The organism is Vibrio sp. Vb1018 (genome assembly GCF_033338775.1).
Classification (GTDB): domain Bacteria; phylum Pseudomonadota; class Gammaproteobacteria; order Enterobacterales; family Vibrionaceae; genus Vibrio; species Vibrio alginolyticus.
The window spans coordinates 40,740-63,304 of the sequence record NZ_JAWOTI010000010.1 but is presented as its reverse complement, the minus strand read 5'-3'; the positions used below and the strand labels follow the sequence as shown (position 1 = coordinate 63,304).

Annotated in this window: 22 protein-coding genes; 17 read left to right on the top strand and 5 right to left on the bottom strand. The window is 44.9% G+C overall.

The genetic code is table 11. The annotated features are described in order from the left end of the window. Nucleotides 1-7: 7 nt before the first annotated feature. Complete coding sequence (locus R7Z10_RS12415) at nucleotides 8-1,075, bottom strand: succinylglutamate desuccinylase/aspartoacylase family protein (RefSeq protein ID WP_017820600.1); 1,068 nt, start codon at nucleotides 1,073-1,075, stop codon at nucleotides 8-10. Nucleotides 1,076-1,405: 330 nt separating this feature from the next. On the opposite strand from R7Z10_RS12415, the gene R7Z10_RS12410 reads away from it, so the two are divergent. Further along, nucleotides 1,406-1,945, top strand: a complete 540-nt coding sequence (locus R7Z10_RS12410; RefSeq protein WP_005381596.1) for a DUF3332 domain-containing protein — start codon at nucleotides 1,406-1,408, stop codon at nucleotides 1,943-1,945. Between the two features lie 64 nt (nucleotides 1,946-2,009). On the opposite strand, the gene R7Z10_RS12405 is transcribed toward R7Z10_RS12410, so the two are convergent. Beyond that, a complete protein-coding gene (locus R7Z10_RS12405; protein ID WP_318104964.1) occupies nucleotides 2,010-3,482 on the bottom strand; it encodes an aminoacyl-histidine dipeptidase in 1,473 nt (490 codons plus the stop codon). Between the two features lie 1,023 nt (nucleotides 3,483-4,505). On the opposite strand from R7Z10_RS12405, the gene R7Z10_RS12400 reads away from it, so the two are divergent. The 14 genes from R7Z10_RS12400 (at nucleotide 4,506) to pgpA (ending at nucleotide 17,380) form a co-directional block, all read left to right on the top strand. Further along, on the top strand, nucleotides 4,506-5,795 hold the full coding sequence (locus R7Z10_RS12400) for an NCS2 family permease (RefSeq protein WP_005381592.1): 1,290 nt from the start codon (nucleotides 4,506-4,508) through the stop codon (nucleotides 5,793-5,795). A gap of 263 nt (nucleotides 5,796-6,058) precedes the next feature. Further along, nucleotides 6,059-6,523: an oxytetracycline resistance phosphoribosyltransferase domain-containing protein Tet(34) gene (gene tet(34) / locus R7Z10_RS12395; protein WP_005381590.1), complete on the top strand. Its 465-nt coding sequence runs from the start codon at nucleotides 6,059-6,061 to the stop codon at nucleotides 6,521-6,523. A 91-nt stretch (nucleotides 6,524-6,614) separates the two neighbouring features. After that, entirely contained in the window at nucleotides 6,615-7,862 is a 1,248-nt protein-coding gene (gene frsA, locus R7Z10_RS12390; RefSeq protein ID WP_005381586.1) for an esterase FrsA, read from the top strand. A gap of 115 nt (nucleotides 7,863-7,977) precedes the next feature. Beyond that, nucleotides 7,978-8,367, top strand: a complete 390-nt coding sequence (crl, locus tag R7Z10_RS12385) for a sigma factor-binding protein Crl (protein ID WP_005381584.1) — start codon at nucleotides 7,978-7,980, stop codon at nucleotides 8,365-8,367. Nucleotides 8,368-8,488: 121 nt separating this feature from the next. Next, nucleotides 8,489-9,628, top strand: coding sequence for a glutamate 5-kinase (gene proB / locus R7Z10_RS12380; RefSeq protein WP_054576937.1), 1,140 nt, complete (start codon nucleotides 8,489-8,491; stop codon nucleotides 9,626-9,628). Between the two features lie 17 nt (nucleotides 9,629-9,645). Beyond that, nucleotides 9,646-10,896, top strand: coding sequence for a glutamate-5-semialdehyde dehydrogenase (locus R7Z10_RS12375; protein ID WP_318104963.1), 1,251 nt, complete (start codon nucleotides 9,646-9,648; stop codon nucleotides 10,894-10,896). 205 nt (nucleotides 10,897-11,101) lie between these two features. Then, nucleotides 11,102-11,551: a transcriptional regulator NrdR gene (gene nrdR / locus R7Z10_RS12370; RefSeq protein WP_005381578.1), complete on the top strand. Its 450-nt coding sequence runs from the start codon at nucleotides 11,102-11,104 to the stop codon at nucleotides 11,549-11,551. Between the two features lie 7 nt (nucleotides 11,552-11,558). Then, nucleotides 11,559-12,686, top strand: a complete 1,128-nt coding sequence (gene ribD, locus R7Z10_RS12365) for a bifunctional diaminohydroxyphosphoribosylaminopyrimidine deaminase/5-amino-6-(5-phosphoribosylamino)uracil reductase RibD (RefSeq protein WP_053306529.1) — start codon at nucleotides 11,559-11,561, stop codon at nucleotides 12,684-12,686. Nucleotides 12,687-12,694: 8 nt separating this feature from the next. After that, on the top strand, nucleotides 12,695-13,348 hold the full coding sequence (locus R7Z10_RS12360; RefSeq protein ID WP_053306528.1) for a riboflavin synthase: 654 nt from the start codon (nucleotides 12,695-12,697) through the stop codon (nucleotides 13,346-13,348). 173 nt (nucleotides 13,349-13,521) lie between these two features. Continuing rightward, nucleotides 13,522-14,631 (top strand): bifunctional 3,4-dihydroxy-2-butanone-4-phosphate synthase/GTP cyclohydrolase II, encoded by a 1,110-nt coding sequence (gene ribBA / locus R7Z10_RS12355; protein ID WP_005381573.1) that lies wholly within the window; start codon nucleotides 13,522-13,524, stop codon nucleotides 14,629-14,631. Between the two features lie 169 nt (nucleotides 14,632-14,800). Further along, nucleotides 14,801-15,271: a 6,7-dimethyl-8-ribityllumazine synthase gene (ribE, locus tag R7Z10_RS12350; RefSeq protein ID WP_005381572.1), complete on the top strand. Its 471-nt coding sequence runs from the start codon at nucleotides 14,801-14,803 to the stop codon at nucleotides 15,269-15,271. After that, complete coding sequence (gene nusB, locus R7Z10_RS12345) at nucleotides 15,271-15,738, top strand: transcription antitermination factor NusB (RefSeq protein ID WP_005381571.1); 468 nt, start codon at nucleotides 15,271-15,273, stop codon at nucleotides 15,736-15,738. The genes ribE and nusB overlap by 1 nt, the downstream gene beginning before the upstream one ends. A gap of 78 nt (nucleotides 15,739-15,816) precedes the next feature. After that, nucleotides 15,817-16,782 (top strand): thiamine-phosphate kinase, encoded by a 966-nt coding sequence (gene thiL / locus R7Z10_RS12340; RefSeq protein ID WP_005381570.1) that lies wholly within the window; start codon nucleotides 15,817-15,819, stop codon nucleotides 16,780-16,782. A 91-nt stretch (nucleotides 16,783-16,873) separates the two neighbouring features. Then, nucleotides 16,874-17,380, top strand: coding sequence for a phosphatidylglycerophosphatase A (gene pgpA / locus R7Z10_RS12335; RefSeq protein WP_031780838.1), 507 nt, complete (start codon nucleotides 16,874-16,876; stop codon nucleotides 17,378-17,380). A 47-nt stretch (nucleotides 17,381-17,427) separates the two neighbouring features. Here pgpA and dxs read toward each other — a convergent pair whose 3' ends face one another. Genes dxs through xseB form a run of 3 tightly spaced genes read right to left on the bottom strand, consistent with a single transcriptional unit; the run spans nucleotide 17,428 to nucleotide 20,462 of the window. Next, nucleotides 17,428-19,293 carry a 1-deoxy-D-xylulose-5-phosphate synthase gene (dxs, locus tag R7Z10_RS12330; protein ID WP_047010153.1) on the bottom strand — a complete coding sequence of 622 codons (1,866 nt, stop codon included), beginning with the start codon at nucleotides 19,291-19,293 and terminating at the stop codon, nucleotides 17,428-17,430. Nucleotides 19,294-19,313: 20 nt separating this feature from the next. Next, nucleotides 19,314-20,198, bottom strand: a complete 885-nt coding sequence (ispA, locus tag R7Z10_RS12325) for a (2E,6E)-farnesyl diphosphate synthase (protein WP_258453172.1) — start codon at nucleotides 20,196-20,198, stop codon at nucleotides 19,314-19,316. Between the two features lie 21 nt (nucleotides 20,199-20,219). Next, nucleotides 20,220-20,462, bottom strand: a complete 243-nt coding sequence (gene xseB, locus R7Z10_RS12320; protein ID WP_213965670.1) for an exodeoxyribonuclease VII small subunit — start codon at nucleotides 20,460-20,462, stop codon at nucleotides 20,220-20,222. A 263-nt stretch (nucleotides 20,463-20,725) separates the two neighbouring features. Here xseB and pomA point away from each other — a divergent pair, with 263 nt between their 5' ends. Together pomA and R7Z10_RS12310 are read left to right on the top strand one after the other, a co-directional pair. Then, on the top strand, nucleotides 20,726-21,487 hold the full coding sequence (pomA, locus tag R7Z10_RS12315; RefSeq protein WP_005381564.1) for a flagellar motor protein PomA: 762 nt from the start codon (nucleotides 20,726-20,728) through the stop codon (nucleotides 21,485-21,487). A 14-nt stretch (nucleotides 21,488-21,501) separates the two neighbouring features. Beyond that, nucleotides 21,502-22,449: a flagellar motor protein MotB gene (locus R7Z10_RS12310; protein ID WP_042521210.1), complete on the top strand. Its 948-nt coding sequence runs from the start codon at nucleotides 21,502-21,504 to the stop codon at nucleotides 22,447-22,449. The last annotated feature ends 116 nt before the right edge of the window (nucleotides 22,450-22,565 follow it).

The following is a 22,565-nucleotide window of genomic DNA, read 5'->3' as shown; positions in this document are numbered from 1 at the left end:
GTAGGAATTACTGAGTTTCTAACGGTATCTGTCCGGTGGTCAGCGGCTCGGCATCGAATTCAGTGAGGCCTTCAATATAGCTTTCGACTGCTTGCTCTAAAGCATTATCACCTTGGTTAAAATAGGCAAGGTGGAAAATTGCATCGCCTTCGTTCACCAATGGTAATGTTTGTTGACCGATAACTAAACCACGCTTCGGGGCTTTTAGTTCTATCTCATCATGACCAAGAGGAGAGCTAATATAAGCGAGCGTTTCACCTTGTTCTACTTTGTCTCCCAGATTAACGACAGTACGCAAAATGCCGTTACCTGACGCGCGAACCCAGCTGGTGGACTTCGCTATGATAGGCTCAGGCAGCTTTTTCCTGCTCGCACGCAACATACCAATGGCTTGCATTACGCGCCGAACCCCGAGTACACCAGCGCTGATCGAAAGTGGATCAAAGCGCAATGCTTCGCCAGCCTCGTAGGTGAGCACTGGAATATCACATTTTTCTGCTTCACTGCGTAAAGAGCCATCACGCAATGCTGAATCAACAATCACTGGCGTTGCAAATGCTTGAGCAATACGCAGAGTTTCTGGGTTGCTTAAGTTTGCGCGGATCTGTGGCAAGTTCGTGCGATGAATTGCCCCTGTGTGTAGATCCAAAATGTAGTCACAACGCTTGGCAATGTTGTTAAAGAACCCGTGTGCCATACGAGATGCAAGTGCGCCTTTTTCACTGCCAGGAAAGCAACGGTTGAGATCTCGTCGGTCGGGCAAGTAACGAGATTTATGGATGAAACCAAAAACGTTAACGATAGGTACTGCAATGACAGTGCCTTTCAGTTTTTGTGGATCCAGTTGGTTAATGATCTGACGAACGATTTCTACGCCATTAAGCTCATCACCATGGATAGCAGCATTCACCATTAACACTGGTCCTTCTTGTTTCCCATGGATGATTTCCACAGGAATAGATAAAGGCGAATGTGTATATAGCTTCGCTGCTTCAAATTCGATCTCTAATCGTTGTCCTGGTTGTATTTGATGTCCTAAGAGCTCAAACACTTTGCTTTTTTTACTTCTGGCCATAAACCATCTCTGTCAAATGCGTCATCAGCAATGTAACAATTGCTGCAAAATCGCACTAATCATTCTCATTAAGGACACGACAAATTACTTTAATCGTCATGCGTGAAATTTTGGTATGTGTGAAGTTTTTGTTTTCAATATGATCTTTTCTATCAGTTTAATACATAACAAGCCATAGAGAAGAGAGCGCAATAATAGCCTTAAAAAATGTGACTGTATTAAAAATAATACTGTTCATGGAGGACAAAAAAACGGACTTTTAACCCTACTTTTTATCCGATAATATCCGCGCCGAATTTGAGGTTTCACACTTTCTAACTAGAGGTTTTGATGAAAAAGGCAATTGCTAAAATTGGTGCATTGACTGCGGTAGCAGTTTCACTTTCAGGTTGCGTAGGTAGTAATGCCGTGACAGGTTATGTCATGGGGTTTAACTTGAAAGCTGTTGACAACCGTTACGCTCGAGGTGGCCTAAATATGCTTTTAGCGCCTGTTTATGGTGTCGCGATCGCAGCGGATTATATCGTGTTTAACTCTCTAGAATTTTGGACGGGTAAGAACCCGTTAAATGGTAAGCCACATATCTTCGATACAAAGGTAGATACTTACATTGATGTCAATCACCAGTTAGATAAGTCGTTAACGACGGCACCAATCGCACCATTAGCGGATAACCGTGTCATTGAGCAGGGGCGAATGCAGCAAATCGATGAGAACACTGTTCAAATGGATATTACTTACAGTAACGGTGAAAAGGCGACACTCATGGGTGTACGCGATGGTGAGTTTGTTACTTACTACATTGATGGTGAAGTTGCTGCACAAACCTCAATGGATGAATTAGCCGCTTACGCGCAAAACCGTGTGTAGTTGGGTTCAACTAAACCAAAAAAAGGGTGCCGTATGGCACCCTTTGTCATTTTTTGTGATTGAATTATGCTTTCTCTGGAATCGCTTCTAAAAGCGCGACCATCTGATCCCAGTACAACTGAACAGTATCAATCTTCACTTTCTCATCTGGAGAGTGAGGGAATTTTATTGTTGGACCGAAAGAAACCATATCCATGTGTGGGTATGGTTCTTTAAATAGGCCACACTCAAGACCAGCATGGATGACCATGATGTTCGGCTTATGACCGTAAATGCCTTCATACATATCACGGAAAATTGCCATGATCTCGGAATCTGCATCTGGCTTCCAGCCAGGGTAAGCGCCTGAGAACTGAATTTGTGCGCCTGCTAGCTCAGTAATCGAGCGCAGCATGCTTTCCACTTGGCTACGGCCAGAGTCAATGAGAGAACGAATCAAGCAAAGCACGGTGACTTTATTTTCTTCTGTGCTGATCACACCAACGTTTAGAGAAGTTTCAACAACGCCTTCCACCTCATCACTCATACGGATTACGCCGTTTGGACAAGCGTTAAGTGCCGCAATGAATCGTTGCTGATCGGCGATTGAAAATACTTGCGCGTCAGTCGTGATCGCTTCATTAAAGGTTACGATACCTGTTTCGATTTTACCCAATTCAGTTTTAAGCAGCTCAGTGTAGTGGTTGAACAGCTCAGCAAGTTTGTCTTGGTTTTCGACAGGAAGCGCGACAGTAACAAACGCTTCGCGAGGGATTGCATTACGTAAGCTACCACCACGGAATTCGACTAAACGTAAATCAAGCTCTTGAGCATGACCGGCAAGGAAACGACCAAGTAATTTGTTGGCATTACCGCGACCTGTGTGAATGTCACAACCTGAGTGACCACCTTTTAGGCCTTTCAGCGTCAGTTGGCGTGTTACAAAACCTGCAGGCGTTGATTCTCGAGAAATATCGAAAGTCATGGTGCCATCAACGCCACCTGCACAACCCATGTAGACTTCGCCTTCTTGTTCAGAGTCTGTATTTAGAAGAATCTCACCCTCTAACCAACCAGCTTCAAGGCCAAATGCGCCAGTCATGCCTGCTTCTTCATCAATCGTCAGCAGAACTTCGAGTGGACCGTGCTTAATATCTTTAGATGCCAATACAGCAAGGCAAGAAGCCATACCAATACCGTTATCTGCACCAAGCGTCGTGCCTTTCGCAGTTACCCATTCGCCATTGATGTAAGGTTGGATTGGATCTTTGGTGAAGTCGTGTTCAGTGTCTTCGTTTTTCTGCGGCACCATGTCGATGTGTGCTTGAAGTACAACAGCCTTCTTATTTTCCATTCCTGGTGTCGCGGGCTTTTTGATGAACACGTTACCGGTTGGATCACGGCGAACGTCAAAGCCTTGCTCTGTTGCCCAGTTGATAATGTACTGTGCTAATGCTTCTTCATGTTTCGATGGATGAGGGATAGAACAAATCTTATCGAAAAACTGCCAAAGTGGAGCAGGTGATAAGGTACTGATCTCAGAATGGAACTCAGACACGGATGACTCCTTTTGATGTGCTTTGCCAAATATATACCGTAAAAATATTATCAAGGCAGCATTAAATGCTATACGACTTGGCCTTCAAATTGCCGTTAGCATACCACCAGATAAAGAGTACGAGTAGTCGCGATCACAAGGATTTCTCTCAGAACTGTCACAGTTTGTGAATACAATAACAAGCACTATGTGTTCTCTATCATATATTCTGAAAGTGGCTTTATTTTTTAATTCATAAAATTGTAATTTAATTACACATAAACTTTGATAAAGGTCAATTTGTGCATTTTTTGTGATTCCAATCACTAAAATGCTTGTAATTAAATTTCTTGGTGGTATATTTGTAACCAGCTTCTGAGAGAAGAATGAAATGCTCAAAGGATGAGTCCGTTTTATCGCCTCCAAGGAACCGAGAAATCAACGAATGTTTAATTGATTTAAAAGGTGATAGTTATGAAAGGTTTACCAAGTACAATGTTCTGGAATAGCAAGTCTGTTTACACCGGTAACTTTGTATACCCAACAAGCTTTGGCTACTAAGTGAAGTCAACGCATGTGACTCGAACAGTTTGTTCACCCCTATAAATTGGAATTTTTTTTCAGTGATAGTGCTGACATGATTCACCGCCACCCAAATTGGGTGGCGTTTTTTTATCTCTATTTTCTCTTCCTGACTCACTTATTGCCATCAAAGCCTTCTTCTATTCCCCATTCTTCGGTTTTATCGACTTTTCCATCAAATCTGTTAGATACCATGTTTAAAATGGGCCTTTTTCATCTGAAAGTTTAGTACATTGCTCAGTTTTTATTCTCTTTTAGAGAACTGTGTTATCTGGGTTACCTATTGTTTTATAAGAATATATTTCTTTGCTTGCTATGATAGATTAGAGAATGTGTTTCATATCCAAAGAAAAAAAACGCATTAGAGTGAAGATTCTATCTAGAATTTGCTATTTGATAACTTTATAATTCCCGCCAATCGATTACGCAACCGTTTACTTTTTACCTTTACAGGATTCGATCATGCTCGAGAGGCTTTTTAAACTCAGTGAAAATGGCACAAATGTGCGCACTGAGATCATTGCAGGTGTTACGACCTTCCTAACTATGGCTTACATTATTTTTGTAAACCCAGCGATCCTGTCGGATACCGGTATGGACCGTGGCGCCATTTTTGTCGCGACTTGTCTTGCTGCCGCAATCGGCTGTTTTATCATGGGATTTGTTGCCAATTACCCAATCGCACAGGCACCAGGAATGGGCCTGAACGCATTTTTTACTTACTCTGTTGTATTGGGAATGGGTTATACGTGGCAAGTTGCGTTGGCGGCTGTATTTGTTTCTGGCCTTCTGTTCATTCTTTTAAGCGTATTTAAGATCCGTGAGTGGATTATTAACTCGATCCCGCATTCTCTACGAACAGGTATTTCAGCTGGTATTGGTCTTTTCTTAGCGTTTATCGCATTAAAAAATGCAGGTATCGTCGTTGATAACCCAGCGACATTAGTTTCTATGGGAGAGATCACATCATTGCCATCTGTATTGGCCGCGATTGGCTTCTTTCTTACGATTGCACTGGTTCACCGTGGTGTGAAAGGTGCGGTGATGATCGCCATTCTTGGCGTTACAGCGCTTGGTCTTCTATTTGGTGATGTGCAGTGGGGCGGTATTATGTCAACGCCACCAAGCATTGCGCCAACTTTCATGCAACTGGATTTCTCTGGTTTGTTTGAAGTAGGCATGATTTCCGTCGTATTTGCTTTCCTATTTGTCGATTTATTTGACACCGCAGGTACGCTCGTTGGCGTTTCTCAAAAAGCTGGTCTAACTGATGAGAATGGCAACATCCCTCGTTTAAACAAAGCGTTACTTGCAGACTCAACAGCAACGTCAGTAGGTGCATTACTTGGTACCTCCAACACGACATCTTATATTGAAAGCGTTTCTGGTGTAGCTGCGGGTGGGCGTACTGGTCTAACAGCCGTGGTTGTTGGTGTACTCTTCCTACTTGCTCTATTGTTCTCACCACTTGCGGGTATGATCCCTGCTTATGCAACGTCAGGTGCGCTATTCTATGTGGCGATCTTGATGCTGTCTGGGCTAGTAAGCATTGATTGGCGTGACCTAACTGAAGCGTCCCCAGTTGTTGTGACTTGTTTAGTTATGCCGCTAACATTCTCGATTGCAGAAGGTATCACGTTAGGCTTTATCGCATACGCGGCGATCAAGTTATTCAGCGGTAAGGGCCGTGAAGTGTCGATGAGTGTATGGGTGATGTCAGCCATCTTCATCGTTAAATACCTCGTCGGTTAATTTCTCGAGCAAAAAGCCAGTGTGGATTTATTCACGCTGGCTTTTTCTTTTTTACGTTGTTCACAGAAGACGGTTTTTCTGCGGAATAGGCAGAGAATTTTGATATCACCGTTGGTATTAGCGGTGTGTTTCGGTAGAATAATCGTTTGCGCAGCTTGAAATCCTCGTCTCCAAACATTTTGGAGAAGTTAGTGAGCATTCCGCTTTTGAGTGACTTCGCTAGATTTTGAGGATGCATATTTTCAAATTATTAGGTTATTACAATGAGTAAAAAATTCATTATCACTTGGGATGCAATGCAGACTTACTGCCGTGAACTGGCTGAGAAACAAATGCCAGCTGAGCAATGGAAAGGAATTTGGGCGGTAAGCCGCGGCGGTTTGGTTCCTGGCGCTATTTTAGCTCGTGAACTGGGTATTCGTTACGTTGATACAATCTGTATTTCAAGCTACGACCATGATCATCAGCGCGATATGACGGTACTAAAAGCACCTGAAGGTGATGGCGAAGGTTACCTAATCGTTGAAGACCTAGTAGACAGTGGTGATACAGCGCGCAAACTACGTGAGATGTATCCAAAAGCGAAAATGATCGCTGTGTGTGCGAAACCATCAGGCAAAGAGCTGCTGGATGATTACGTTGTAGATATTGCTCAAGACACTTGGATCGAGCAGCCTTGGGATATGTCAATCCAGTATGCTGAGCCAGTAAACCGCAAGCAAAAATAAGCGCGGTTAAAGAATATTGAGAAATGCCCCTTTATAGGGGCATTTTTTTTATTATGATATTAAATCATGCTAATAGCCTAGGGTTCTTCCTATGTCTGAAGACGTCAGTAAAAATCTTTCCGAAACTTTGTTCGTGAAACATAAGCAAGCAAAAGAAACCTCCGCGCTTACCCAGTACATGCCGACCAGTAAAAAAATACTTGATGAACGAGAAGCGCAGGGTGATCGTGCTTGGTATCGTCATTTGCGTCGCTTGCAATGGGCTTGGCAAGGATTGTCTCCGATCGAAATGGAAGGCGTACTGTCCAAAATTGCTTCATCATCTCACTCGCGAACCAATGATGATTGGTTAGACACTGTAATGGGTTATCACAGTGGTAACTGGACATTTGAGTGGATCAAGCTTGGTATGGATCATCAGAAGCGAGCAAATGAAATGCAAGGAGAAGAGGCAGCGGATGAACTCTTCACTGCTTCTTTGTGTTTTAGTATTGCAGGCTACCCACATTTAAAAAATGATAACTTGGCATCGCAGGCTCAAGTACTGGCAAACAAAGCGTATTCTGACGGCGCAGAAAAAACTAAGTACACCATCAAGCAAATTGAAGTGCCTTACCAAAATCGCAAAATCATCGCGAACCTCCATTTACCAAGAACGGATAAACAGTTGCCTGTGGTCATGGTGAGCGCTGGTTTGGATACTCTACAAACCGACATGTGGCGTTTGTTCCGTAATCGTCTTGCACCGCGAGATATTGCGATGTTAACCGTAGACATGCCTTCGGTAGGGCATAGCTCTCATTGGCCCTTGACCGAGAATTCAAGTTGCCTACATCAAGCGGTATTGAATGAGCTTTACTCGCTACCTTGGGTTGATCATCACAAAGTGGGGTTAGTTGGGTTTCGTTTTGGTGGTAATGCCATGATCAGACTCTCTTTTGTCGAGCAGGAAAAGATCAAAGCTTGTGTCGCTCTAGGCGCGCCCGTACATGATATTTTTACTTCCCCTCAGAAGTTACAAAAAATGCCGAAGATGTATTTAGATCTTTTGGCTTCCCGTTTGGGGAAAAATGCGGTTGATATTAATAGCATGGCTGGTCAGATGATGGCGTGGTCATTGAAGGTTCAGGGCTTCCTGAGCAGTCGAAAAACCAAAGTGCCTATTTTGGCTTTGAGTCTTGAAGGCGATCCAGTGTCGCCACACAGTGATAATCAACTTGTTGCTCTATTTAGCCAGTATGGTAGAGCGAAAAAAATCAGTTCCAAAACAATTACAAAAGGATATGAGCAATCCCTCGATTTAGCCATAAAGTGGCTAGAAGATGAATTATTAGGGTGACAATTCTCCTAAATTAGTTAAGAGTGATATATCTGAGCAAAAAATAAGCTCATGATAATTAAAAATAATAATCATTCTTGGGTGTTTACTTTTAACTATGAAAACGGAGATTCATATGTCAGAGACGACTCAGGGCCCGACTCACTTTCGCTTGATGTCAAAGTTGAAGGCGATAGGGCCTTACCTGCGCGAACCACAATCGCAAGAAGGGCGCTATTATTTTGATTGTTTATCTGTATGTGTAGACGACAAAAAATCGCCTGAGAAGCGTGAATTTTGGGGCTGGTGGATGGATTTGGAATCCATCGAGGGAGGCTTTACTGCTAAATATCATATTGGCAAGTACAACAAAGAAGGGCAATGGGTATCTGAAGCCCTTCCCAAAAAAGTGGTAGAGGAAGTGTATCTCACGCAGAGCACATTCCATCAAAAGCTGGTTGATACTTTAGAAGAACACTTCAAATTAGAAGTCGAATATCACACGGAGTCTTTCGATTTCGCTTAATTTGGTTGTTTTCATTTAATACCAAACAAAAAGGTGCGAAAACGCACCTTTTCTCTTGTTAATTCCCTATTTGATTGTTAAAACATCCTCTCTTTATTTGTTTTTCACTTCAGAAGACATCATGACAACGAATCAACAAAATGCAGTTGTTTCACAACCACAAACTGTCGTTGTGAAACTGGGTACAAGTGTGCTGACAGGCGGCACTCTGGCACTCGACCGTGCACACATGGTTGAGTTAGCACGCCAGTGTGCTGAGCTTAAAAAACAAGGCCATTCAATCGTAATGGTTTCGTCTGGTGCGATTGCAGCAGGCCGTGAGCATCTTGGTTACCCCGCATTGCCCAACGAGATGGCGAGTAAGCAGTTACTTGCCGCGGTGGGGCAGAGTCGCTTGATTCAAACATGGGAGTCTTTGTTTGGTATTTATGGTATCAAGATTGGCCAAATGCTACTAACCCGTGCCGATTTAGAAGATCGTGAGCGATTCCTTAACGCGCGTGACACTATTAATGCGCTCGTTGCGAACGATATTGTTCCTATCGTAAACGAAAATGATGCCGTTGCGACTAGCGAGATTAAAGTTGGCGATAACGACAACCTTTCCGCTTTGGTAGGCATTTTATGTGGTGCAGATAAGCTCTTGCTTTTAACGGACCAAAAAGGTCTGTTTACTGCTGACCCTCGTAAAGATCCGAACGCAGAGCTTATCAAGGAAGTAAAAACCATCGACGATACGCTGCGTAAAATCGCAGGTGGAAGCGGTACAACATTGGGTACTGGTGGTATGGCAACGAAGCTGCAAGCCGCAGACATCGCTCGCCGCGCAGGTATAGAGGTTATTATTGCTGCTGGTAGTGCGCCGAATGTTATCTTTGACTCTTTAAGTGCTGAACCTCAGGGCACGCGCTTCCTACCTTGCGCTGAAGCCTTAGAGAACCGTAAACGCTGGATTCTAGCGGGACCTGCGGCATCGGGCGACATCATTATTGATGATGGTGCAGTCAATGCTGTGGTCGGCAAGGGCAGTAGCCTACTTGCTAAAGGGGTCATCAAAGTTAGTGGTGACTTCGCACGAGGCGAAGTGGCGCGTGTAACAAACGCTCACGGTAAGTTGGTGGCTCGTGGCATCAGCGCCTACTCAAGTGATGACCTAACTAAAATTACGGGTAAGCACAGTAAAGATATCATCTCTATTTTGGGTCATGATTATGGCTCTGAGGTGATTCACCGCGATGATTTGGTCGTCATTCAGGAATAGAATTAGAGGGAAGCAAAGTGGATTTAACGAATATGGGTAAAGCTGCTAAAGATGCAGCTTTCGAATTAGCGACAGCGTCAACTGCGCAAAAGAACCAAGCATTAGCCATCATTGCTGATGAGCTAGAAGCAAACTCTGCTGCTATTTTGGCGGCAAACGCTAAAGACATCGAACTTGGTCGTGAAGCGGGTTTAACCGATGCGCTGCTCGATCGCCTTTTGCTTAATGAAGAACGACTGACTGCAATTGCGAATGATGTTCGCAACGTCATTAGCTTGAACGATCCTGTAGGCAGCGAAATAGACAGTAAGGTACTGGAAAATGGGATGTCACTGTCTCGTCGTCGTGTGCCGCTTGGTGTCGTGGGCGTAATTTATGAAGCGCGTCCAAACGTAACCATTGATATCGCAGCGTTGTGCTTGAAAACCGGCAACGCAAGCATTTTACGTGGTGGCAAAGAGACCTTTTTCTCGAATATGGAATTAGTGAAGGTTATTCAGTCTGCGCTCGCAAAGGCGAACCTTCCAGCCGCTTCTGTGCAGTACATTGAAAAAACAGATCGTGAGCTTGTTTCTCAATTGCTTAAGTTGGACGATTACGTCGACATGATCATTCCACGCGGTGGTGCTGGCCTACACAAAATGTGTAAAGAAAACAGCACGATTCCGGTGATTATTGGTGGCTTTGGTATCAGCCATATCTTTGTCGACGAATCCGCTGATCTAGAGAAATCCCTGAATGTGGTTGAGAACTCTAAAGTTCAACGTCCATCTGCGTGTAACTCATTAGATACGCTGCTCGTGCATGAAAAAATTGCAGCGCAATTCCTACCAATGATCGTAGAGCGCATGAACGATAAAGTGACCTTCGTGACAGAGCCTAAGGCAAAAGCACTGATGGCTCAAGCAACACAAATTCGCGATGCTGTTGAAGGTGACTTTGATACGGAATGGTTGAGCTACACTCTTGGTGTAAAAGTTGTGTCTGATGTGAAAGATGCCATTGATCATATGCGTGTCCATAACGCGAGCCACTCAGATGCGATCATGACCAATAGTTTGGAAAATTCAGAACTGTTCATCAATTCTGTCGGTTCGGCGGCGGTTTATGTGAATGCTTCAACGCGCTTTACAGACGGTGCGCAATTTGGCCTTGGCGCAGAAGTCGCAGTATCTACGCAAAAGCTACATGCACGCGGTCCGATGGGCTTAGAAGAGCTAACTAGCTACAAGTGGGTTGGTAAAGCGAACTACTTAGCACGCAGTTAACACATTCGACGAGATATTGAGTGAAAAAGGGGCCTTTGCGCCCCTTTTTGTTTTGTCTAACATACCAATTCCGCTACACTACATGAGCTTTTATTTCGGTTTGAAAGCGTTATACCCAAATAGCTTTAATAGAGTCCGTATAACCATGAACGCGTGGTTTCCGTGATTGCTCATGAGGTTATTTTGGTATAGATATGGAGGTGATATGCATTGTCCTTTTTGTTCCGAGAACGATACCAAAGTTATTGATTCCCGCTTAGTGGCTGATGGCCATCAAGTTCGACGTCGCCGTCAGTGCTTGGCGTGTAGCGAGCGTTTCACTACGTTTGAAAGCGCAGAGTTAGTGATGCCTAAAGTGATCAAATCGAATGGCAACCGTGAACCATTTGATGAAGATAAAATGGTTGGCGGTATTCAACGCGCTTTAGAGAAACGCCCAGTGAGTGCCGATTCTATAGAGTTAGCGATCAGTATGATCAAATCACAACTGCGTGCGACGGGTGAGCGAGAGGTTCCGAGTGAAATGATTGGTAATTTAGTCATGGACCAGCTCAAAGAGCTCGATAAGGTGGCTTACATTCGTTTCGCTTCCGTTTACCGCAGCTTTGAAGATATTCGCGAGTTTGGCGAAGAGATTGCCCGCCTAGAAGACTGAGTAGCTCATGACTCAACACACTCCTGAAAGAGCGTTTTCTGATTTAGATTTCGCCATGATGTCACGAGCTATTAAGTTAGCGAAACGTGGCATTTATACCACCGCCCCTAATCCAAATGTAGGGTGTGTCATCGTTCGTGATGAAGAAATTGTCGGTGAAGGCTATCACCATCGTGCTGGTGAGCCGCATGCCGAAGTGCACGCGATGCGCATGGCGGGTGAAAAAGCAGTTGGTGCAACCGCTTATGTGACGCTAGAACCTTGCTCTCATTACGGCCGTACACCGCCATGTGCCGAAGGGCTGATTAAAGCCAAAGTGGCACGTGTGGTTTGCGCCATGGTAGACCCAAACCCGAAAGTTGCAGGTCGCGGCATCCAGATGTTACGTGATGCCGGAATTGAAGTACAAATCGGCTTGTTAGAGCAAGATGCCCTTGCCCTTAACCCTGGTTTTATAAAGTACATGCGTACAGGCATGCCGTTTGTTCAATTAAAAATGGCAGCCAGTTTGGATGGGCAAAGCGCACTCAGTAATGGTCAGAGCCAATGGATCACCTCCCCAGCGGCCCGCCAAGATGTGCAGCGTTATCGAGCGATAAGTGGTGGCATTCTTTCTACTAGCAAAACGGTGATTGATGATAATGCATCACTCAATGTGCGCTGGGATGACTTACCTAATAGTGTTCAAGCGCATTATTTACAAGAAGAGCTTCGTCAACCAGTACGTGTAATCTTAGACCGTCAGAACCATTTAACTGATGCGCTCAAGCTGTTCCATACCGATGGAGAACGAGTTATTGTTCGCTCTGATGGAGACTGTATCCCTCTATTGGACAGCGCTGACCAAATTGACTTATCAACGACATTAAAACGTATCTCTGATGAGCACCATATCAATCACTTATGGGTTGAAGCTGGAGCTACGCTAGCGAGTGCGATGATAAAGGCTAATCTTGTAGATGAGCTCATTGTTTACCTTGCGCCAAAACTCATGGGCAGCGATGGTCGGGGGCTTATAGGTGCTTTAGGGTTAAGCGCTATGGCTGACGTCATAGATTTAAACATTACAGACGTTCGTATGGTTGGGGTAGACATTCGCATCACCGCCACCATAAAACGTAATGAAATTAGATAAGAAATAGTATGTTTACAGGAATAGTAGAAGCAGTTGGCAAGTTAGCTGCGATTACGCCGAAGGGCGAAGACATCACCGTCACGGTTGAAACGGGTACGCTTGATATGTCAGACGTTAAGTTAGGCGATAGCATTGCGACCAATGGTGTTTGCTTAACGGTAGTTGACTTCGGAAGCCACTATTACAGTGCTGATCTGTCATTAGAAACCTTGAAGAAAACTGGGTTTTCTGAATACCAAGTAGGCGATAAGGTGAATCTAGAAAAAGCCATGCTGCCAACAACGCGATTGGGTGGACATATCGTTTCTGGCCATGTCGATGGGGTTGGTGAAATTGTCGAACGCAATTCAGTTGGCCGTGCGATAGAATTTTGGGTTGCAATGCCTGCGGAAATTAGCAAGTACGTTGCAGAGAAAGGCTCGATTACTGTTGATGGTATTAGCCTAACCGTCAACGACTTACGTAAAAATGCTTTTAAGCTGACGATCGTTCCTCATACGAGTGAAGAAACTACGATTGACCAGTTTCAAGTGGGGCGCAAAGTCAACTTGGAAGTTGATGTACTTGCGCGTTATATGGAGCGTTTACTGCAAGGACAACAAGAAGATAAGGCCGAGTCTCGTATCACGATGGACTTTTTACAGCAAAACGGTTTTGCATAAGTCTTGGGAGTGGCTGCGTGAGGCATGCAATAAAGAGCAGACTCACAGAACACCGCGAGATTCATTGACTTGCTTAATGCAAAGCTCAAACTATTGACCTAACTAGCATTCACTGCAACGTGATTTTTCATTGCTGTCGCAATAACAAATTTAGAATAACGGGATAACAGACTATGCCAATCAGTACGCCACAAGAAATTATTGATGATATTCGCGCAGGCAAAATGGTCATCCTAATGGATGATGAAGACCGCGAGAATGAAGGTGACTTGATCATGGCTGCCGAGCATATTACGCCGGAAGCCATCAACTTTATGGCAACCTATGGCCGTGGCCTGATTTGTTTAACCATGACCAAAGATCGTTGCGAAAGTCTAGGTCTGCCACCAATGGTGCAAGACAATAATGCGCAATACACCACCAACTTTACTGTTTCGATTGAGGCAGCAGAAGGGGTAACGACTGGTATTTCAGCCGCAGATCGCGCACGTACCGTTCAAGCAGCAGTCGCGCCAAACGCTAAAGCTGCGGATTTAGTGCAGCCTGGTCACATCTTCCCTCTCGCAGCTCAAGACGGCGGTGTACTGACTCGTGCAGGTCACACTGAAGCTGGCTGTGATTTGGCTCGTCTTGCTGGTTTAGAGCCAGCATCGGTGATTGTTGAGATCTTAAATGACGACGGCACGATGGCTCGTCGCCCAGATCTAGAGATCTTTGCAGAGAAGCACGGTATTAAATTGGGCACTATTGCCGACCTAATTGAGTACCGCAATAACACTGAGACAACGATTGAACGTGTGGCAGAGTGCAAGTTACCGACAGAGTTTGGCGAGTTCACGTTAGTCACGTACAAAGACACCATTGATAATCAAGTGCACTACGCAATGTGCAAGGGCGATTTGAAAGAAAAAGCGCCACTGGTTCGCGTTCATCTTCAAGACGTTTTTACCGACTTACTACGTAGCGATCGTAATGCAGAGCGCAGCTGGACACTAGATAAGGCAATGAAACGCATTGGTGAAGAAGGCGGTGTGCTGGTTGTTCTTGGCCATGAAGAATCGACCGATCTACTTATTCATCGCGTGAAGATGTTCGAAGCGCAAGACAAAGGTGAAGCCCCAACGCTTGCTAAAAAACAAGGCACGTCTCGCCGTGTTGGCGTTGGTTCACAGATTCTTGCGGATCTCGGTGTACATGATATGCGCCTTCTGTCATCGACCAACAAAAAGTACCACGCGTTAGGTGGTTTTGGTCTGAACGTTGTTGAGTACGTCTGCGAGTAACAACCGAACAATAAGTTCCTAGTCTTTGACGTGCTTAACTCGTCAATGGCTAGGAACCGGTGATTTGCCTCCAATTTCCATTAGATATTGCTCACAAATTTGTGCTAGAATCCGGCGATTCTCACTTGATGAACATATTTCACTTATAAATAGAGTTAAAGGAAAGCTTATGAAAGTGATCGAGGGTGGCTTCCCAGCGCCAAATGCAAAAATTGCTATCGTTATTTCTCGTTTCAACAGTTTTATTAACGAAAGCCTACTTTCTGGTGCGATCGATACACTAAAGCGTCACGGACAAGTAAGCGAAGACAACATCACGGTTGTGCGTTGTCCAGGTGCCGTAGAACTACCTCTAGTAGCTCAGCGTGTTGCTAAAACTGGCAAATTCGACGCTATTGTTTCTCTAGGGTCTGTTATTCGCGGTGGAACGCCTCACTTTGACTATGTTTGTAGTGAAATGAACAAAGGTCTAGCACAAGTGTCTATGGAATTCAGCATTCCAGTAGCATTTGGTGTTTTGACTGTTGATACGATCGATCAAGCGATTGAACGCGCAGGAACCAAGGCTGGTAATAAAGGTGCAGAGGCTGCACTAAGCGCACTTGAAATGATTAATGTACTATCTGAAATTGATTCCTAATGGGGGCCAGTGTGAAACCAGCCGCACGTCGTAACGCACGTCAATTCGCTCTACAGGCGATCTACTCATGGCAAATTACTAAAGAGAATGTTGCCAAGATTGAAGAACAGTTTTTGTCTGGCGACAAATACGATGAAGAAGAACTTCATGCATCTGAGCCAGCGCTTGCTGCTCCAGAGACAGACGTAGCTTACTTCCGTGAACTATTAAGCGGTGTTGTACTTAGCCACGCTGAGCTAGATAGCAAAATTCGTCCATACATCTCTCGTCCTATGCAGGATTTAGATATGATGGAACTTGCTCTTCTTCGCCTTGCTATGTACGAGATGACTCGTCGCGAAGATGTTCCTTACAAAGTTGTTATCAATGAAGCGATTGAACTTGCAAAAGTTTTCGCAGCAGAAGATAGCCACAAGTTTGTGAATGGTGTACTTGATAAAGCAGCACCTCACATTCGTAAGAAATAACGATTTCTTCAATGAAAAGGTCAGCACATGCTGACCTTTTTTGTATCAAAAGCTTTTACATCAAAAAGTAAGTGAATTATGTCTGGTGAATTTAATCTGATAGACAAATACTTCGTCGGTCGTCAGAGCCAACGTAAAGATGTCCATCTAGCCGCTGGTGATGATTGCGCTTTGGTCAAAGCGCCAGCTAATGTTCAGATTGCGATTAGCACGGATACATTGGTAGCTGGAACGCATTTCTTAGCCGACGCGAACCCAGCATGGGTCGCACACAAAGCATTGGCTTCTAACATCAGTGATTTGGCAGCGATGGGCGCAACGCCTGCATGGGTGAGCTTTGCATTAACGATGCCCGAGCCAGATGAAGAATGGCTTGCACCTTTCTGTGATGCATTTTTCGAACTGGCTGATTACTATGGTATTCAGTTAATTGGCGGTGATACCACCAAAGGGCCATTGTGTCTGACACTCACGGTGCAAGGTTTTGTACCTGAAGACAAAGCGCTCACGCGATCCGGCGCAAAGCCTGGGGATTGGGTATACGTAACGGGAAACCTTGGCGATGCAAAAGCTGGCTTGGATGTGATTCTAGATGACTCTCTGCGCAGCAGAGCCGGCGCGGAAGCTCTAGAGCGAGCTCATTACCTTAGTTCTCCGCGTGTGCTTGCTGGACAAGCTCTTGTTGGCTTAGCCTCTTCTGCGATAGATATTTCAGATGGTTTAATCTCTGATATTAAGCACATTTTACAGCGATCTCAGGTTGGGGTGAGTATTGATGTCTCTCAGCTACCGATCTCTTCAGAATTAGTCCAGTTTTTAGATGATAAGATCAGCGCGCAGCAGTATGCTTTAGCAAGTGGCGAAGAATACGAGTTGTGTTTTACCGTGCCGGAGCAAAATCGAGGCTCGTTACAAAGCGCTTTATCTCATACTGGCTGTAAGGTCACATGTATTGGTCAAATCCGACCAAATGGAACCTTCGAGCTGCATGATAACAATCAACCACTTGATTGGGACTTAAGTGGCTTCGACCACTTTAAATGATCTAAGCTAAGCTCTAGCCAAGAGCCTGTTATTATTGAGCAACTCACAGGCATGACGATTGAAACCAAACTAGCAGTATAGGTTTAAGGATATGACCAACCCTCTTTCTCTGATTTCATTAAAGAACCCGTGGCATCTATTGGCGACGGGTTTTGGCAGTGGATTATCCCCGTTTATCCCTGGAACAATGGGCACACTGGCGGCCGTGCCTTTCTTTTTGTTGTTGGCACAATTACCATTTACGGCGTATGTCATTGTTGTTCTGATTTCGTGTGTGATCGGCATTCAAATATGCCAAGTGACCTCTGCAGACATGAAGGTACATGATCATGGTTCAATCGTATGGGATGAGTTTGCAGGCTTTTGGATTACGATGAGCATTGTACCTGCACTGAATATTCCACTCACTGAATGGAAGTGGTTGATCACTGGCTTCATCTTATTTCGTTTTTTCGATATGGTAAAACCTTGGCCAATTGGGTGGCTAGATAAGCGAGTTCACGGTGGGCTGGGTATTATGGTTGATGATATCGTGGCGGGAGTTATGGCCGGTGTTGCCCTGTTTCTAGTCGCAAAATATGCGGGCTGGATGAATTAAACGTTGACCGTAAAAAAAGGGATGCTATGAGCATCCCTTTTTACATTCTATTTTGCTAAATAATCCAAGATGGATTTTTCAATTCCTTTTGCATCAAGACCAAGCTCTTCATGCAGTTCATCTTGTGTTCCCTGATGAATAAACTCATCTGGTAAACCTAGGTTCAACACAGGTTTAATGATTTTATCTTTCATCATGAACTCAACGACACCAGCACCAGCACCACCCGCGATAACATTTTCTTCTAACGTCACGAGCACGTCATGATCTGCGGCTAGTTGACGAATCAATGCCTCATCGAGCGGCTTCACAAAGCGCATATCAGCAACAGTGGCGTTAAGGTATTCTGCCGCTTCTAGCGCGTTACCCAAGAAAGTACCAAAGTTCAGAATAGCAACTTTTTCACCTTGGCGAACCATGCGTCCTTTACCGATTTCTAAAGCCGTAAACTCAGTTTCGATTTCTACGCCCATTCCGCTACCACGAGGGTATCGAACCGCACTAGGGCCAGTATGTTTATGGCCAGTGTAAAGCATTTGTCGACATTCGTTTTCGTCACTTGGCGCCATGATCACCATGTTCGGAATACAGCGCATAAAGCTCAAATCGAACGCACCTTGGTGAGTTTGACCATCTGCGCCAACGAGACCTGCGCGGTCGATCGCAAACATCACTGGTAAGTCCATGATCGCGATGTCGTGGATCAATTGGTCATAACCACGTTGCAAGAAAGTCGAATAGATAGCAACGATTGGATGATCGCCCGCAATTGCCATGCCTGTTGCCAGTGTCACTGCGTGCTGCTCAGCAATCGCCACATCAAAGTATTGGTCTGGGTACTCTTTTGAGAAACGCACCATACCTGATCCTTCGCGCATTGCTGGCGTAATTGCCATTAGCTTAGGATCTTGGGCCGCCATGTCACATAAAAAGTCACCAAAGATCTTTGAGTAAGTTGGCTTACCGCCACTGCTTTTCGGTAGACAGTTATGTGTTGGATCGAATTTAGGAACACCATGGTAGCCGATAGGATCTTTCTCGGCAGGCTCATAACCTTTGCCTTTCTTGGTCATGATGTGCAGGAATTGAGGGCCTTTGAGCTCACGCATATTTTTCAGCGTTTTGACGAGTTCGTTGACGTCGTGCCCATCAATCGGACCTATGTAATTAAAGCCGAACTCTTCGAACAGAGTACCAGGTACTACCATGCCTTTTAGGTGCTCTTCCGTACGGCGAACCAACTCTTTAATAGGTGGAACACCAGACAGCACTTTCTTGCCGCCTTCACGGATAGAAGTGTATAAGCTACCAGAAAGTACCTTTGCAAGGTGGTTATTCAGGGCGCCGACGTTTTCTGAAATCGACATTTCGTTGTCGTTCAAAATCACCAACATATCAGGATGAACGTCGCCAGCGTGGTTCATGGCTTCGAATGCCATGCCTGCTGTAATTGCGCCATCACCAATCACACTGACGATTTTGCGACCTTTACCTTCTTTTTGTGCGCTGATGGCCATGCCAAGACCTGCACTAATCGATGTCGAAGAGTGGCCGACAGATAAGGTGTCATATTCACTTTCTTCACGCCAAGGGAAAGGGTGTAGACCATCCTTTTGGCGAATTGTTGGCATTTTATCGCGACGTCCGGTGAGGATTTTGTGCGGGTAAGCCTGATGACCAACATCCCAGATCAATTTGTCGATAGGGGTGTTGTAAACATAATGCAGAGCGACAGTTAGCTCTACGGTGCCTAAGCCAGACGCTAAGTGTCCGCTAGATTGGCTCACTGAATTTAGCAGATACGTTCGCAGTTCATCACACAGATTTGGTAATGTTTCTTTCGGAAGAAGACGTAATTCTTCCGGTGTATTTGCTAACGCCAGTGTTGGGTACTTTGAAATATCAAGAGTCATATAAATGCGCGCTTATAGTGTTAATTTTTGCGCTCGATGACATATCGGGCGAACTCTTCGAGTAACTGAGTATTGTATGGGATAGCTTCCAATGCTTGAAGTGCTTCCTGTAACAGAGTGTGAGCTTTCTCTATGGCTCCCTCTAAACCCAGCAGGGAAGGATAAGTGCTCTTATTCAGACCTTGGTCGGAACCTTGAGGCTTACCCAGTGTTTCTGTGTCACTGATGATATCAAGAATATCGTCTTGAACCTGAAACGCCAAACCAATTGCTTTTGAGTAGCGCTCCAAGTGAGGTAGAACCTCGATACCTTTCTCACCAGCAGCTAATGCACCTAATTTTACCGCACAATCAATCAGAGCTCCGGTTTTTTTACGGTGTATCTCTTCCATTTCTTCAAGAGAAACTTGGCGATTTTCCGCGCCTAAATCTAAGGCTTGCCCTACACACATGCCGCTGGCACCAGAGGAATGCGCTAAGGCTTTGATCATGTTGATGCGTTGAGCTTCTGCCGCCGAGCTTAATTGACCATCAGCAATAATAGTGAAGGCAAGGGTTTGTAGTGCATCACCTGTCAGTATTGCGGTTGCTTCATCAAACTTAATATGACAAGTTGGTTGACCTCGACGCAGTTCATCATCGTCCATGGCTGGCAGATCATCATGAATGAGTGAGTAGGCATGTATACATTCGATAGCAGCGGCGGGGGTGTCTAAGTCTTCAGGTTTACAGCCGAGCATTTGACCTGTGATGTAAACAAGAAAAGGGCGAACGCGTTTTCCACCTAGCAAAAGGCCGTATTTCATTGCTTGAATCAATGGCTGCTCTTGATATGGAAGCTGATCGAGCCACAAATTCAATTGCTGATTGTTTCTTTGTTGAAAAGACGTCAATGTCTGTTGCATCACATTGCTCACTACTGATTGTTATTCTGAATCTGGTTTGAAGTCACTCAGTTGTGCTTCATCATCTTCACTAAGAAGAATGCTCACGCGCTGTTCGGCGTCGCTTAATTTAGTTTGGCCTGCACGAGCTAAGGCAATGCCTCGTTCAAACTTACGCAGGGCATCATCTAGAGCAAGATCGCCATTTTCTAATTGATCAACCAAGCTATCAAGCTCTTCAATGGTTGCTTCAAAGGTCATGTTTTCTGGTTTCTTGACCGCCATCTTTTTTCTGCCTTAATCAAGCCTCGGGTAAGATGCACGAAAGTTACCTTAGCCTAGTAACTTGGTCAAATTTAACCTCATATAATTGTCACAAAATTAGCGTTCAACGAGTCTAAGCGGTGAAACCCCATATTTTGGTTGAGGTTGTTAGGTGTAATTTGTGATCCATTAGCTAAGATTTTTCTAAAAATTCTGCGCGAGTTGTCGATACAGGTAATAATCCGCCCAATGGCAGTATTTGAGTATAGCGTGAGGAGTGCTTTGTGGATTTAGCAACCCTATTAGGTTTGATTGGTGGTTTTGCATTCGTCATTATGGCGATGGTGCTTGGTGGCAGCATCGGCATGTTTGTCGATGTCACGTCGATCCTTATTGTCGTTGGTGGCTCAATATTCGTCGTGTTGATGAAGTTCACAATGGGACAGTTTTTTGGTGCGACAAAGATTGCTGGCAAAGCCTTCATGTTTAAAGCGGATGAACCCGAAGACCTGATCGCAAAAATTGTGGAAATGGCCGACGCGGCGCGTAAAGGTGGTTTTCTTGCTCTTGAAGAGATGGAAATAAACAACACATTCATGCAGAAAGGCATTGATCTACTGGTTGATGGCCATGATGCCGACGTTGTGAGAGCGGCACTCAAAAAAGACATCGCGCTTACGGATGAACGACATACGCAAGGTACTGGCGTATTTCGCGCCTTTGGCGACGTTGCTCCTGCGATGGGAATGATTGGCACCTTGGTTGGTCTTGTTGCGATGCTTTCAAACATGGATGACCCTAAAGCGATTGGACCAGCAATGGCCGTTGCACTCTTGACCACATTGTATGGCGCGATCCTGTCCAATATGGTGTTTTTCCCTATTGCGGATAAGCTTTCTCTTCGCCGTGACCAAGAAACGCTAAATCGCCGTTTGATCATGGATGGCGTATTAGCGATTCAAGATGGCCAAAACCCGCGAGTGATCGATAGTTACTTGAAGAACTACCTCAATGAAGGTAAACGTGCCCTTGAGATTGACGAGTAACTTGGAGAGTCGTGATGGATGATGAAGATAACAAATGCGATTGTCCGCCACCTGGCCTCCCGTTATGGATGGGGACATTCGCAGATTTGATGTCGCTACTGATGTGTTTCTTTGTTCTTCTGCTCTCGTTTTCTGAGATGGATGTACTGAAGTTCAAACAAATTGCAGGATCAATGAAATTTGCCTTCGGTGTGCAAAATCAGCTTGAAGTGAAAGACATTCCCAAAGGTACTAGCATTATTGCACAAGAGTTTCGACCGGGTCGGCCGGAACCAACTCCGATTGATGTCATCATGCAGCAAACCATGGACATTACTCAGCAGACGCTCGAATTTCATGAAGGGGAGTCTGATCGAGCTGGTGGCACAAAACGTGATGAAGGCAAGTTAACGGGTGGGCAATCGCCAGAAACGTCAACTCAAAACAATGAGTCTGCCGAAGCGGACATGCAACAACAGCAATCTAAAGAGATGTCGCAAGAGATGGAGACCTTGATGGAAAGCATCAAGAAAGCCTTAGAGCGAGAGATTGAGCAAGGCGCCATTGAAGTTGAAAACCTCGGTCAGCAGATTGTTATACGTATGCGTGAAAAAGGTGCATTCCCAGAAGGTTCGGCCTTCTTGCAGCCTAAGTTTCGTCCTTTAGTTCGTCAGATTGCAGAGCTAGTAAAAGACGTGCCAGGCATTGTTCGAGTATCTGGCCATACAGACAATCGACCGCTAGACTCGGAACTTTATCGTTCTAACTGGGATCTCTCTTCTCAGCGTGCAGTATCAGTCGCGCAAGAGATGGAGAAAGTGAGAGGCTTCTCTCATCAACGTTTGAGAGTGCGGGGTATGGCGGATACGGAGCCCTTGTTACCGAATGATTCTGATGAAAATCGTGCGCTTAACCGACGGGTTGAAATCAGCATTATGCAAGGCGAGCCTCTCTACAGTGAAGAAGTGCCAGTAATTCAATAACTAGGCTTTAGTTTTAAGTCAGTAAAGAGATAAGAAAGCGAGCAGATTGCTCGCTTTTTTTGTTTTTCCAATCCGCTTGGGTGTATAATCTTGCGCCTTAAAAGTGAGCTCAGACT